13 protein-coding genes are annotated in these 13736 nt (G+C 64.0%); 9 read left to right on the top strand and 4 right to left on the bottom strand.

The annotated features are described in order from the left end of the window. Genes phnL through phnN form a run of 4 tightly spaced genes read left to right on the top strand, consistent with a single transcriptional unit; the run spans nucleotide 1 to nucleotide 3141 of the window. Complete coding sequence (gene phnL / locus ACSU1G_RS31305) at nucleotides 1-717, top strand: phosphonate C-P lyase system protein PhnL (RefSeq protein ID WP_439285022.1); 717 nt, start codon at nucleotides 1-3, stop codon at nucleotides 715-717. Then, the gene (locus tag ACSU1G_RS31300; RefSeq protein WP_439285020.1) at nucleotides 714-1367 is read left to right on the top strand and encodes a DUF1045 domain-containing protein; all 654 of its coding nucleotides are present in this window, start codon (nucleotides 714-716) and stop codon (nucleotides 1365-1367) included. The genes phnL and ACSU1G_RS31300 overlap by 4 nt, the downstream gene beginning before the upstream one ends. Beyond that, complete coding sequence (locus ACSU1G_RS31295) at nucleotides 1364-2572, top strand: alpha-D-ribose 1-methylphosphonate 5-triphosphate diphosphatase (protein WP_439285018.1); 1209 nt, start codon at nucleotides 1364-1366, stop codon at nucleotides 2570-2572. Before ACSU1G_RS31300 ends, ACSU1G_RS31295 begins: the two co-directional genes overlap by 4 nt. Then, complete coding sequence (gene phnN / locus ACSU1G_RS31290) at nucleotides 2569-3141, top strand: phosphonate metabolism protein/1,5-bisphosphokinase (PRPP-forming) PhnN (protein WP_439285016.1); 573 nt, start codon at nucleotides 2569-2571, stop codon at nucleotides 3139-3141. Before ACSU1G_RS31295 ends, phnN begins: the two co-directional genes overlap by 4 nt. Here the strand turns inward: phnN and ACSU1G_RS31285 are convergent. Together ACSU1G_RS31285 and ACSU1G_RS31280 are read right to left on the bottom strand one after the other, a co-directional pair. Continuing rightward, entirely contained in the window at nucleotides 3092-4465 is a 1374-nt protein-coding gene (locus tag ACSU1G_RS31285; RefSeq protein WP_439285014.1) for an MFS transporter, read from the bottom strand. The two genes, phnN and ACSU1G_RS31285, sit on opposite strands and share 50 nt — an antisense overlap. A 42-nt stretch (nucleotides 4466-4507) precedes the next feature. Continuing rightward, the gene (locus ACSU1G_RS31280) at nucleotides 4508-5527 is read right to left on the bottom strand and encodes a LacI family DNA-binding transcriptional regulator (RefSeq protein ID WP_439285012.1); all 1020 of its coding nucleotides are present in this window, start codon (nucleotides 5525-5527) and stop codon (nucleotides 4508-4510) included. A 182-nt stretch (nucleotides 5528-5709) separates the two neighbouring features. Here ACSU1G_RS31280 and ACSU1G_RS31275 point away from each other — a divergent pair, with 182 nt between their 5' ends. Genes ACSU1G_RS31275 through ACSU1G_RS31255 form a run of 5 tightly spaced genes read left to right on the top strand, consistent with a single transcriptional unit; the run spans nucleotide 5710 to nucleotide 11362 of the window. Next, nucleotides 5710-6717 (top strand): ABC transporter substrate-binding protein, encoded by a 1008-nt coding sequence (locus ACSU1G_RS31275; protein ID WP_439285010.1) that lies wholly within the window; start codon nucleotides 5710-5712, stop codon nucleotides 6715-6717. Between the two features lie 7 nt (nucleotides 6718-6724). Then, a complete protein-coding gene (locus ACSU1G_RS31270) occupies nucleotides 6725-7528 on the top strand; it encodes an ABC transporter permease (RefSeq protein WP_439285008.1) in 804 nt (267 codons plus the stop codon). A gap of 17 nt (nucleotides 7529-7545) precedes the next feature. After that, entirely contained in the window at nucleotides 7546-8301 is a 756-nt protein-coding gene (locus ACSU1G_RS31265) for an ABC transporter permease (protein WP_439285006.1), read from the top strand. Between the two features lie 38 nt (nucleotides 8302-8339). Next, nucleotides 8340-9152: an ABC transporter ATP-binding protein gene (locus ACSU1G_RS31260; RefSeq protein ID WP_439285004.1), complete on the top strand. Its 813-nt coding sequence runs from the start codon at nucleotides 8340-8342 to the stop codon at nucleotides 9150-9152. Next, a complete protein-coding gene (locus ACSU1G_RS31255) occupies nucleotides 9149-11362 on the top strand; it encodes an arylsulfatase (protein ID WP_439285002.1) in 2214 nt (737 codons plus the stop codon). The genes ACSU1G_RS31260 and ACSU1G_RS31255 overlap by 4 nt, the downstream gene beginning before the upstream one ends. Before the next feature lie 68 nt (nucleotides 11363-11430). Here the strand turns inward: ACSU1G_RS31255 and ACSU1G_RS31250 are convergent, their stop codons facing one another. Together ACSU1G_RS31250 and ACSU1G_RS31245 are read right to left on the bottom strand one after the other, a co-directional pair. Then, nucleotides 11431-12435, bottom strand: coding sequence for an NAD(P)-dependent alcohol dehydrogenase (locus ACSU1G_RS31250; protein ID WP_439285000.1), 1005 nt, complete (start codon nucleotides 12433-12435; stop codon nucleotides 11431-11433). 121 nt (nucleotides 12436-12556) lie between these two features. Further along, a complete protein-coding gene (locus ACSU1G_RS31245) occupies nucleotides 12557-13720 on the bottom strand; it encodes an ROK family transcriptional regulator (protein ID WP_439284998.1) in 1164 nt (387 codons plus the stop codon). Nucleotides 13721-13736 lie beyond the last annotated feature (16 nt).

Genomic DNA, 13736 nt, shown 5'->3' with positions numbered 1-13736 from the left:
ATGACCGACACACCCGCTCTCCGCGTCGACGGAGTCGCCAAGACCTTCACCCTGCATCTGCAGGACGCCCAAGTGCCCGTGCTGAAAGACGTCTCCTTCGATGTGCCGCGTGGACAGTGCGTCGTGCTCGGCGGCGATTCCGGCGCGGGCAAGAGCACCATCATGAAGATGGTCAACGGAAACTACGCCGTCGACCGCGGCAGTATCGTCGTGCGTCATCGAGATGGGCACGTCGATCTGGCGAGCGCGGCACCGCGTGAGGTCATCGCGGTGCGCCGGGAGTCGATGGGCTACGTGAGTCAGTTCTTGCGCTCGGTGCCCCGCGTGGCGGCACTGGACATCGTGGCGGAGCCGCTCACCGAACACGGAGTATCGCGGGATGCCGCCCGGGAGCGCGCCGGAGAGCTGCTCGAACGCCTCAGCATCCCACAGCGGCTGTGGAACCTGCCGCCCGCCACGTTCTCCGGCGGTGAGCAGCAGCGCGTGAACATCGCCCGCGGGTTCGCGACCACCCGCCCGCTGATGCTGCTCGACGAGCCCACCGCGTCGCTCGACGCACGCAACCGCGGCGTCGTGATCGAGATGATCCGTGAGCGCCTTGCGTCGGGCACCGGAATCCTCGCGATCTTCCACGACCACGACGTCCGCGATGCCGTCGCCGATCTCGTTGTGGATGTCGCGGCGTTCACACCCACGCGTCAGAAGGTCGCCGCATGACACGCTGCGCCGTGTACGCGGTGCCTGGCCTGGATCAGGGGGCGCCGACTGTGGCCGTTCGGCTGCGCGACGCCGTCGAGAGCTGGTACTCGGAGCATCCCGGCATCACCGTGGATGCACGTCGCTACGGTTTCCACGCCACGCTCAAGGCTCCGTTCGAACTCGCTTCCGACGTGACGATCTCCGATCTCGCGGCGGCGGTGTCGGCGTTCGCGAGCACGCGCCGATCCATCGTGCTGCCCGATCTGCGTGCTGCCTCGATCGGTTCCTTCCGCGCTCTCGTGCTCGGGGGCGATGCTGTCGAGACGAATGCGCTCGCCGCCGACGTCGTCCGCACGTTTGAACCGTTCCGTGCGCCGCTCACCGATTCCGACATTGCACGGCGCAGGCCCGAGCGATTGACGCCGCGGCAGCGGGAGATTCTGCACGAGTACGGCTATCCGTTCGCGCTCGACGAGTTCCGCTTCCATCTGACGCTTACCGATGCCCTCGACGGTCCGGCCGCGGACATCGACGCCGCGATCGGGCGGCACTTCGCCGCCTTCGATGGTGCGGATATCCCGCTCACTTCCCTCGCCGTCTTCATCGAACCCGACCGTGGACAGCCCTTCGGCATCCACTCAATCCACCCCTTCCAGGAGATCGCATGACGACCGACACCATTCTCCGCAACGCCCAGATCGTGCTCGCTGACGAGGTGGTCCACGGATCCGTCCGGATGATCGACGGCGTGATCGTCGACGTCGTCCCCTCCGACAGCGCGCTCGATGGCGTCCTGACCGGTCCGGGTGGTCTTGACGGTCCGGGAGAGGACATGTGCGGCGACTATCTGATGCCCGGTCTCGTCGAGCTGCACACCGACCAGGTGGAGGGGCACTTCCAGCCGAGGCCGAAGCGATTCTGGGATCCGATTCCGGCGGTGATCGCGCATGACGCTCAGATGACGGCATCCGGAATGACGACAGTGCTGGATGCGCTGCGCATCGGAGGTAGCCCCGATGAGGCCGGCTTGGCGGCGCAGGCCGACATCCTGGTCGCGGCCATCGTGCATGCGGCGGACGCCGGACTGCTGCGGGCCGATCATCTCGTGCACCTGCGGTGCGAGGTCTCGACGTACGACGTCGTCGACGTCTTCGAACGGATCGGCGGCCATGAGCGCGTGCGTCTCGTATCGCTCATGGATCACACGCCAGGTCAGCGCCAGTACGCCGACGTCGAGGCGTTCCGCACGTACATGGTCGGCAAGCACAGCTTCTCGGACGCGCAGTTCGAGGCGCACGTGGTCGATCTGCATGAGCGCAGCGCGCTGTATGCCGACGCGCACCGTGGCGAGATGGCGCGACGTGCCTCGGCTCGGGGCATCACGATGGCCGCGCACGATGACGCGACGCTCGCTCATGTGACTGAATCGTCCGAGCTCGGCGTGCGGATCTCGGAATTCCCCACCACCGTCAAGGCCGCGCGGGCGGCGCGAGCGGCGGGTCAGCTCGTGGTCATGGGCGCGCCGAACATCGTGCGCGGTGGATCGCACTCCGGCAACGTCGCGGCCGCCGAACTGCTGAGGCACGGCCTGCTCGACATTCTCTCCAGCGACTACGTGCCGGCAAGTCCACTGCAGGCCGTGTTCGCCCTCGTCGCGAATGGTGACGTGACCCTCTCGCAGGGGGCAGCACTCGTGAGCGCCAATCCCGCTCGGGCCATCGGTCTGCACGATCGCGGAACCATCGCGGTGGGCCTTCGGGCCGACCTCGTGCGAGTGCATGTTCACGAGTTGGCGGCGAGCGCGCACCACCCATCGGGTGCACCGGTCCCGATCGTGCGCGGCGTGTGGCGTGAAGGGGTGAGGGTGGCATGAACGGAGCACTCGTTGCCGTCGTCGGCCCCAGCGGAGCCGGGAAGGATGCCGTGATCGACGTCGCCCGCGATCATTACGCCGGCAACACCAGAGTGGTCTTCCCCCGCCGCGTGATCACCCGGCCCGCCGGCGCAGGGGAAGACCACCAACCCGTCACCGAAGCGGAGTTCGCATCGCTCGAGCGTGCAGGCGGATTCGCGATGTGGTGGGCGGCGCACGGGCTCCGATACGGCGTCCCGAATCCCGTCGCCGAGTCGGTGCGCGACGGGGCAGTGGCGGTCGTCAACGTGTCACGGGGCGCGCTGTCTGGCCTCGAATCTGCCTTCCCGTGCGTCCGTGTCGTGCGCGTAACGGTCCCCGACGAGGTGCGCAAGGCACGCATCCTTTCCCGCGGGCGGGAGAACTCCGTCGAGGCGCTGGCGCGGCTGCACCGAGCCGATCCCGCTCCCGATCAGCCGGTCGACCTCGAGATCGTCAACGACGGGCCGCTGGCGGATGCCGGCGACACTCTCATCGCCTTCATGCGGGATGTGCTGGAAGAGCAGAAGGCTCTCGACGGATCCCGATGAACGACACGATCCCGCCGAGCGCCATGAGTGCAGCCGTCACCCAGGCCGCACTGTGGAATCCATCGAGATCGAGCATTCCCCCGACGATCGTCGACAGCATTGCGACGACGATGAGTCCGGCGACGCGGGAGATGGCGTTGTTGACGGCGGATGCGATGCCGGAGCGGTTCTCGTCGATCGCGCCGAGTACCGCAGAGGTGAGCGGTGCGACCGTCAGCGACAGGCCCAAACCCATGACGATCATCGCCGGCAGCACCTGCCACCAGTAGTTGAAGCTGCTCGAGACCGTGAGCAGCAGCAGTGCACCCGCAGCCATGAGCAGCGGACCCACCGTCATGAACAGGCGCGGTCCGAGCTTGCCCGCCCAGGCGCCCGCGTGGGAGCTGAGGAGAATCATCAGGATCGTGATCGGCAGGCTCGCCAACCCCGCCGCGGTCGCGCTGAGACCGGCACCCTCCTGCAGGTAGACGCCAATGACGAAGCCGTTCAGCGACAGTGCCGCGTAGATGAACAGCGTGGCCAGGTTGCCCCACGCGAAGTTGCGGGCGCGGAACAGTGAAAGTGGCATCAGGGGCGCGCTCGAGTACCGCTGGCGCACCAGAAATGCGGCGAAGAGCAGGATGCCGCCCACTCCGGGGAGCCAGATGGTGGGAGAGCCCCAACCCAGGTTCGGTTGTTCGATGAGTGCGAACACCGCGGCTCCGAGGCCCAGTGCGCACAGCATTCCGCTCCACCAGTCCACGCGCGTGCCGCGGGGCTGATCCGGAAGGCGAAGACGTGCGAGCAGCATGAGCGTGATGCCGATGGGGACGACGTTGATGAGGAACACGAACCGCCACGACAGCAGGTCGACGAACAGCCCTCCCAGCAGCGGGCCGGCGAGCTGTGCACCGGTGGTGAATGCCGTCCACATACCGATCGCGCGCGCTTGCAGTTCGCCCCGCATCGCTGTCATGATCAGCGCGAGCGAGCTGGGTACGAGCAGTGCTCCGGCAGCGCCCTGGGCGGCACGGGCGATGATGAGCGTGATCGGTTCCGGCGCGGCCGCCACCGCGATCGAGGCCACGCCGAAGGCGATGAGTCCGATGCGCATGATGCGAACGCGACCGTAGGCATCCGAGAGTGAACCCGCCAGCAGGATCAACGCGCTGAGCGTGATGAGATACGCATCGACGACCCACTGCTGCGTTGTGATTCCGCCGCCGAGCTCATCGCTGATCGCAGGAAGCGCGACCGTGACAACCGTGCCGTCGAGGAAGGTGACGAAGGATGCCAGGACCGCGATCGAGATCACGAGGCGCTGGAGTGCGGTGAACGAGGTCACGAGACTGAGACTACTTTCTTCCCGCCTCGTGTTCGACTCTGCTTAAGCTCGCGGGGACTCCGCAACGCATCCGCAAGACTCGCGGACGACCAGGTGGGGGGAGATTAGGTCGACCGCGGGTATCCCCTTCGGGTCGCGCATGCGAGCGAGTAAGACCTCCGTGCACCGCGCACCGACATCCTTTCCACGCGCTCCCACCGTGGTCAACGGTGGTTCCCATAGCGCGGCCGCGGCGACCTCGTCGTAGGAGATTACGCGCGGAATTCTGCGCGGCTCCACGGCGAGCTCGCGCAGCGCCCGGAAGACGCCGAAGGCAACGATGTCGTTGTGGCAGATAATCGCGTCTGGCAGCTCATTCCGGATCGCGAGACCGTGCGCGATCTCCCGACCCCATTCTCCGCTGACGGGACCAGCGAGGTCGAACACAAGCTGCGCGCCTGCATCCAAAAGTGCCTCTTGCGCTCCGCGCACGCGGTCGCGCCGGGGGGTAAGTATCGCGTCGCCGCCGAGGTAGCCAACAGTCTTGACGTCGTGCTGGAGCAAGTGGGTCGCGGCCATTCGGCCGCCGGAGAGGTTATCGATCCCGGCGTACGGCAGGTCTGATGCGCCGATGTCGCGCGTTGCGATCACAACGGGGAGGGCAACATCGATCAGCCGTTGAGCAAACACCGCGCTGGTGCCAGCTGCGGGCACCACGATGAGTCCATCGACGTTCCGCTCGAGCATGGAATTGAGCAGGAGATCCTGTCGATCGGCATCCTCAAGGGAGTTTGCAACCAACGTGACGTGACCGGCGTCGCCCAAGAGTCGTTCAATGGCGACGGTCATTTCAGCCGTGAAGCCATTTGAGACGTCTGGCACGATGAGGCCGATTGACTGCGTGTGGCTTGTCCGCATCGCCGCCGCTGCGCGGTGGTAGACGTAGCCAAGGTCATCCATCGCTGCACGCACTCGATCGCGTGTCTCGTCGGTGAGGCTTCCCGTTCCGCGGAGCACGAGCGATGCGCTGGCTCGGGAGACGCCGGCTCGTTCAGCGACATCGCTGAGCGTTACTCGAGCCATTCGTCTGTCCTCCATCGGTAGTCGGCGATCCCCACAGCCTAGGGCCTCGTTGTCGTAAAGCTGCGTGATATTGACAGCTGAGAGTGGCTGTCGTAGTGTGCAGTAGATCGATCTAGTAGATGGATCTACTAGATCATCGTAAACCACTTTCAGGTGAGACGGAATCGTTCAAAGGAGAGCACATGCTCAAGTCTCGTTCGTTGATGGCTGCCGCAATCGGCGCCGTCGTCGTCCTCGCAGCCGCAGGCTGCGCGTCGACAACCCCAGCAGCAGATCAACCAGAACGCACCACGCTGAACATCGGGTACTTCCCGGTGGTTTCGCCGGTGCCGATCATGCAGGATCAAGATCTGCTGGCCGACCTCGGCTATGACGTGAACTGGGTGGAGATCACCCAGGGACTGCCCGGCGCTGCAAGTGCCCTCGCAGCAGGCCAGCTCGACATGACCTGGGGCAACAGCGCCTCAGCCACGGTCATCTTCTCGCAGTCACCGGATGCCGCATTCTTCGTCGGCCAGTCGTTCGTGAACGCCAACGTGACTATCGTCGGCGCAGACAGCGGAATCAAGTCCATTGAAGATCTCGCGGGGGAGAAGGTTGTCGTAAGCGGCCCGAAGACCGCGTCGACGCTGTTCTTCGAAATTGGTCTCAAGAGCGCCGGCATCGAACCCGGCGGAAATGAGTACTTCGTCTCTGGCACGGGCCCCGGCATGGTCGGCGTGCTCGAATCGGGCGACGTCGATGTAGCCGCAACCTATGTGCCATACGCCGCAGACATGGTGCTCAAGGGCATCGGCGAGATTCTCTTCACCGGCTCTGATGTGCTGGGTGCGGATGCTCCTGGCGACGGTTTCATCGTGTCGCAGAGCTTTGCGAAGAAGCACCCTGACGCCGTTGTTGAGGTGCTTCGCGCACAGTTCGCAGCAACAGACGTCATCAAGGACTCACCGGCCGACGCATACGAGTTGATGGCAGATTTTGCCGGCGTTGACGTCGCAGCGGTCGAGTACTCCTTCGACAACGGCCTTGTCGGAGTCGCAAGCAGCTACGTTCCCGACGTTGATGGTCTTGCCACGGTCGCCGAGCTCGCGCAGGACCTGGGCTTCGCTCCGAACGAGACCATCGACCTGACGAAGTTTGTGACCGAGTTTGTGAACACTGAGTTCGCAGAACGCGCTCTGGAGGACTGAGCACCAGATGTCGGATACGAAAGCAATCGAGACGGCCATCAGGCCTACCTCTCGACGTGACAGTCCCTGGTTGTGGGGCGGGATTGGCGTTGTCGGCTTCATCGCCGTCTGGGCGCTCATCGCCGCGGTTCTGGATACCAGCGGTGGTCGCATCTCGAAGCTGGCCGGCCCTCTTCAGGTCGTCCAGGCTCTCGTCGAGTACGCGCAAAAGTCGCTGCTCACCGACCTGGCAAGCAGTCTTGGGGTCTTTATCGGCGGCTGGGCACTAGGTGCTGCAGCTGCCGTCCTCACCGGACTCCTTCTCGGCAGGATCACCCTGCTCGGAAGGATGTTCCTGCCGGTGATCGAGATGATCCGCCCCGTGTCGAGCATCGCGTGGATTCCGCTGGCCATCGTCTGGTTCGGCTTCGGCTACTCGGGCAAGCTCTTCTTGGTCGGCCTTGCGGTCTACCTTGTCGTGATTGTCTATGCCGTTGACGGGGCCAGCAGAATCCCGTCGACGTTGGAGAAGTCGGCGACAATGCTCGGCATGGGCACCTGGCAGAAGATGCGATTCCTCGTGCTTCCATCGATGATGTCCGAGGTGCTGATCGGGCTCCGAGTCGCGCTCACCGCCGGCTGGGGAACAGTGATCATCGCTGAGCTCATCGCGGCAGACAGCGGACTTGGCAAGAGCCTGGTCCGCGCTCAACAGGGGTACGACATCCCGACGGTCATGGCGCTCATGCTGTGTTTCGGCGCCGTCGGCCTCATCCTCAACGGTCTGTACAGCCTTGCCCTGAAGGGAGCCCAGCGATGGAAGAACGCGTAGCAGTGCGGCGGAAAGCAATGAACGGATGGATTGGCCGCGCCTGGCCGGGGATCCTCGGGCTAGCAATCGTCCTCGTGATTTGGCAGACGACGGTAGCGCTGAGTGGCGTTCCGGTCGTTGTGCTTCCGACTGTCACCGACGTGGTTCAGGCGTTCTTCGCCCTGATCGCGACCGCGCCATTCTGGAACAGCCTCGGCGTAAGCGTCCTCGAGTTCATCCTCGGCTTCTTGGTGGGTGTGAGCGCGGGAGTGGTCGCAGGTCTCGTGCTGAGCGCTCTTCCCCGGCTGGCGCTCGCGCTGAATCCAGTCATCGAGACCCTGCGCTTCATCGTGCCGTTCGCCTGGATCCCCTTGACGATCCTCTGGTTCGGCACGAGCATCGGCGGCAAGGTTTTCCTCGTCGCATACGCGGTGTTCTTTGTCATGCTCGTCTCCACAACGGATGCTGTGCGCAATGTCGATTCGACCCTGTTGCGCGTCGCCACGATGCTTGGCATGTCGCGGTGGCAGTCGCTGTTCCAGGTGCAGTTCCGCGCCGCAGCGCCCTCGATTCTCAACGCATCACGCGCTGCAGCCGGTCTCGGCTGGATCGCCGTCGTCGCTGCCGAATACGTCGGATCGAGTGCCGGTCTTGGCTTCATCATCATCAACGCCTCGTCGTCTCTCGATACCGCGGTTGTTATCGCCGCGATGGTCGTCATCGGACTCGTCGGTGCCGCGGTGAGCTGGCTCATCGGGCTGGCCACGTCCTCCAAGGTCAACTACGACGCGTAGTGCGCTGCGCTCCGCCCTTCCAGACAAGAAAGCTTTCCATGTCCAGTAACTCCTCACTCCGATCCGACAGCTCTCGGGCCGTTTCCGGCGAACTGCGGGCGGAGAACGTCTCCTTCGCATACGCGAACCCGTCAGCTTCCTCGGGCAACACCCCGATCTTGCGCGATCTCACTTTCACCGCCGCTCCCGGCACTGTGATCTCTCTCGTCGGCCCGTCTGGTTGCGGTAAGAGCACCTTCCTCAGCCTTGCCGCGGGGCTTATGGCGCCCACAGAAGGCACGCTCTATTGGGAGGGAGAGCCGGTCAAGCTCGGCCCGACCAACCACCTAGGCATGGCATTCCAACAGCCGGGACTTTTCCCGTGGATGACCGTGGAACGCAACATCACGGTCGGCCTGGAGGTGCGAGGCCACAAGCGCGCTGAAGCTAAGAAGCTGGCACACGACTTTCTCGCGAAGGTCGGCCTCGCCGACTATGCACGCGCGTACCCGCGCCAGCTCTCCGGCGGTATGGCACAGCGCGTCGGCATTGCGCGTGCGCTCGCGCTCCAGCCGCGCTTGCTCTTGCTTGATGAGCCGTTCGCCTCTGTCGACGCGTTCACCAGAATTACCCTTCAGGGTGAGCTTCGGCGCATGCTGGAGCTGGTCCAGCCCACCGTCATCCTCGTGACCCACGATGTATCCGAGGCGATCACTCTCGGCGATCAGGTCGTCGTGCTGTCCACGCGGCCTGCGGGCATCAAGACGATCATCGATATCGATGAGGCCGATCGCGACAAGTCGAGCCCGTCCTATGCCGACAAGCTCTCCCGCATCCTCGAGGACCTCGGCGTTGGAGAGGCACACCGATGAGCGTGCAGTTCGGCGGAACGATCGGTACCACTTACCGTGATTCTCAAGCCTGGTGGCAGGAACAAGCGCAGGCGACGGGCAAGTCCAACGTCGTCTTCATCGTTCTCGATGACCTCGGTTTCGGCAGCCTCGGATGCTACGGCTCGGAGATCTCGACGCCAGCTATGGATGCGATCGCCGCGGATGGCACCCAGCTGACCAACTTCCACGCCACAGCGCTGTGCTCGCCTACTAGGGCAAGCCTGCTGACGGGCCGAAACCACCATGCGGTCGGCATGGCATACCTCTCCCACGTCGACGATGGCTTCCCCGGATACCGCGGTCGCATTGGCCACGACTCGGCGACCCTCGCCGAGATGCTGGTCGACCAGGGCTACAACACGATGGCTGTGGGTAAGTGGCATCTGACTCCGATGGATCAGACCACCGCATCCGGTCCCTACGATCAGTGGCCACTCGCGCGCGGGTTCGAGCGTTACTACGGGTTCCTAGAGGGTCTCACCGATCAGTTCCACCCGGAGTTGTACTACGACAACCACCCTGTTCCGCCACCGGCGACGCCTGAAGAGGGCTACCACCTCACGACGGATCTGGTCGATAAGTCGATTGAGTTCATCCGCGACCAGACGTCGATCACGCCGGAGAAGCCGTTCTTCCTCTACTTCGCCCTCGGCGCCACGCACACGCCGTTCCAAGCACCGCGTGAGTTTGTCGAGCGGTATCGCGGGGCATACGAAGAGGGCTGGGATGTCATTCGGGAACGGCGGTATCAGCGGCAGTTGGAAACCGGCGTGATCCCCGAGGGTACGGAACTTCCGCCGCGCAACGACGACGTGCAGCCCTGGGACGACATCGCCCCCGACGCGCAGAAGGCTTATGCGCGTTTCCAGGAGGTGTTCGCTGGATTCCTGGAGCACACCGACTTCGAGATCGGGCGACTCATGGCCGGAATTGAAGAGATTGGCAGGCTCGACGACACCCTCGTCGTTCTCCTCGCCGACAACGGGGCCAGCCAGGAAGGCGGCCCACACGGAGTGCTCAACACCACCCAGTATGAGAACGGGCACTTCCCCGATCTCGAAGAAGTCATCGCCAAGATGGACCTCATCGATGGTTCCTCGACTCAGGTGAATTATCCGTTGGGGTGGGCGCAGGCAGGGAACACCCCACTACGCCGCTACAAGCAGAACACGCATGCCGGCGGCATCCGTACCTCGGCGCTCATCCGCCTTCCCCAGGGGGCAGACAGCATCCCTCGAGGTGTGAAGCTTGAGCGCTTCCAGCACGTGACCGACATCGTGCCAACCGTTCTGGAACACCTCGAGCTTGTGGCGCCTGCCGTTCGCCGCGGACTTTCGCAGCGTCCGATCGATGGTCGGTCGCTACTCCAGTCGCTGGAAGGCGGCGGGACTGAGTCCGAGACGCGTGCCCAGTATTTCGAAACGCTGGGGCATCGCGCGATCTGGAAGGACGGCTGGAAAGCGGTGGCCTTCCATGTGCGCGGCGCTGACTTCGAGACCGATCGCTGGGAGCTTTACAACCTCGATGAGGACTTCTCCGAGACGCATGATCTGGCAGAAGTTCACCCTGAGCGGCTTCGCGCACTCATCGAAGACTGGTGGGAGCAGGCACGTAACAACGCAGTGCTGCCGCTGGATGACCGGGGCTTCGCTCAACGAGCCAACGCCAAATTCAGTCCTCATTCGCCGCGAGACCGGAAGCGGTTTGCCTACTTGAAGGGCGTGCAGCACGTCGGAAATGGTGCGGCTCCGCCCGTCCCTGGCCGATCGTTCGAGGTCTCTACGACTGTGGAACGCCCGCTGGGTACCGAAGAGGGTGTGCTTCTTGCGCATGGCAGCTGGAACAGTGGCTACGCGCTACTGATCCACGACGGGTATTTCGAGTACGACTTCAATTATTATGGCGACCACAAGATCCTTCGATCCAACGTTCCAGTGCCCGCGGGAACGAGTCGTCTACGGATGCGCTTCGTTATCGATGAGCACGGGACCGGGGGAACGGCGTCGCTGTATATCGATGACATCGAATCTGGCGTGCTGCGCTTGGAGGAGACGTTCGAGTATTTCGTCTCGTTCCAGGGGCTCGACATTGGTGCGGATCGGCTTTCGCCGGTCCGGCTCAATGGTCAGGGAGAGTTCGCGTTCGAGGGCGGATTCGACGAGGTCGTCGTCGAGCTTCTCGACAGCTAAGATCTAAATCGCCGTGCCGCGGAGTCCTGAACAGGACTCCGCGGCACGGCGATTTTTTGTGGGAAGGCTTACTGCTGAGGGTGGATGATCGCCTTCAGTGAGTCGGGAACCCGGCTCGCCAGCGTCAGTGCTTCTTCGGTGCCGTCGAGCCCAAAGTGGTGCGTGATCAGGGTGTCTACTCGCACGCGGCCCGATGCAATGAGCTCGATGGCCATCGGCCACGTGTGGGAGTAGCGGTTCACGAGGCTGATCGTGAGCTCTTTGTCGTTGAGGTTCGACAGGGGGAGCGAGACCGCTTCTTTCGGCATCCCGACCATCGCGGCCCTGCCATTGGTGCGCAACCGGGCAAGCCCCGCGGCCAGCACACCAGGGGCTCCAGCGCATTCCAGCAGGACATCGAACCGCCGCTCGGACGGAGCGCTGCTGAATTCGGTATCAAAACCGAGCTCTTTCGCGACAGCGAGACGGAACTCGGACACATCGACCAGCGTGACGGATGCTGCGCCGAACGCTCGTGCGGCCTGAGCAGCGAGAATTCCGACGGGCCCGGCGCCGGAGACGAGCACATGATCTCCCGGCGTCAATGAGGCGCGCTTGCAGGCCCAGATTCCGACCGACAGAGGTTCGCACATTGCGCCCTCTTCGAAGCTCATCGTGTCGGGGATCGTGAAGAGGTTGCGCTCATCGATGACGAGCTTTTCCAATAGCGCACCGTCGTACGGGGGAGTCGCGAGGAAGACCAGATCGGGGCAGAGATGGTAGCGGCCAGCGAGACAGTCTTCGCAGTCCCGGCAGGGCGAACCCGGTTCAATCGCGACGCGGTCACCAATGGCGACCTGCGTGACGTCGGAGCCGATGGCCTCGACGCGTCCTGCTGCCTCATGGCCTAGCACGATGGGCCCATCCACGACCCAGTCGCCGATGTATCCGACCTTGTAATATGCGGCGTCCGAGCCACAAATTCCGACCGCTTCGATGCGAACGACGACCTCTCTGGCGCCCGGCGTGCGGTCAGGGAGATCCTGGATCTCAATTGTGCCGAGGTGGGGCATCACTGCTGCTCGTGTCGTCATTTCGGGTCCTCCGTGACCAGTATTAGTAGATCGATCTATTCGACGTTCAAGCCGAGTATTCCCTGCGACTGTTGCGGCTGTCAATCCGGCACCGTTTCCGCGTGATTTTGCGCCTTGATCGTCAGAGAACTGTCGTGAGAACAACGGATGACGCAGCCCTCGTCAGTGTTGCGCCGAGGTTCGCTTCGGTGCGGATCTCGGGGACGGGCAAACCGGGCCGAGCGTGCTCGATGCCAGCTCGAATGTGATCGATGGATGACTCCAAGGAGACGACACCACTGCTAAAGATGAGCAGGCTGATGCCCACCAGATCGGTGAGTGCCGCGGTGAGTTGTCCCGATCGATACGCACGCTCGTGCAGCAATGCCGTCGCCGCGTCGGATTCCGGTGCTGACTCGGTGGCGAGCGCGAGGACATCCTCGAAGGACGATCCCGCAGGGACGATCCCGGATGCCTCCGCCTTGGCGATCACGGCACCGTCGCTGACGACCTTTCCTGCAGTGCTGACGCGCCCTGTTCCGTCGTCGACGACCCAGCTCGCGAGAGCGCCACCCAGCCCCTGCGGGCCAGCGTGCACGCGGCCACCGACGACCAGTGATGCCTCCACGACGTGCCCGATGAAGACGTGGGCAAAGTCGGCATGGCCGTGCGCATTGCCGTACAGGATGTCTGCCACTGCGTGAGCGCGTGCGCTGGTCTCGACCAGTACGTCGAGGCCGGTGCGTCGCATCAGCTCTGCGCGTAGAGGTACGTCGTGCCAGTCCAGAGGGCCGTGGCGATGGATGACACCGGTCTCAGGTTCGACCCACCCGCCGGAGATCACGCCGATCCCGAGTAACGGGGCCGTCGCGAGGGCGCGCAGTTCATCGATGAGTGCGGCGCACAGCGCGATGACGTTCTCGGGGGTTCCGTCGTGTTCGATCCGCCGGCTCTCGGCAGCCTCCCCGTTGAGGTCTGTGAGTGCGGCATGGATGAAGCGCACACCGATATGCACGCCCACGCTCAGGCGCGATCCGGGGATGATGCCGACCGGCACGCGAGGGCGGCCGGGGGAGTTCGCGCTCACGCTGGCGCCCTCTTCGACCAATCCCTGTTCTGCAAGGTCTGCAACGATCCGGGTGACGGCACCCTGGCTCAAGCCCAGGATTGTGGAGATCTCGGCGCGGGGCATCGGGCCGTTCTCGATGAGCAGGCGCAGGATCGCGGACGAGTTTGTGCCGCGTACCTCCGTGGGGCGCAGTACGCGCGCGGAATTTTGGGCGCGAGTTGCAGCGGTGAGGTTCATAGCCGACATTATCTCG

Source organism: Microbacterium sp. A93 (genome assembly GCF_051842835.1).
The sequence above is the reverse complement of the archived record's forward strand: the minus strand, read 5'-3'. Positions and strand labels throughout refer to the sequence as shown.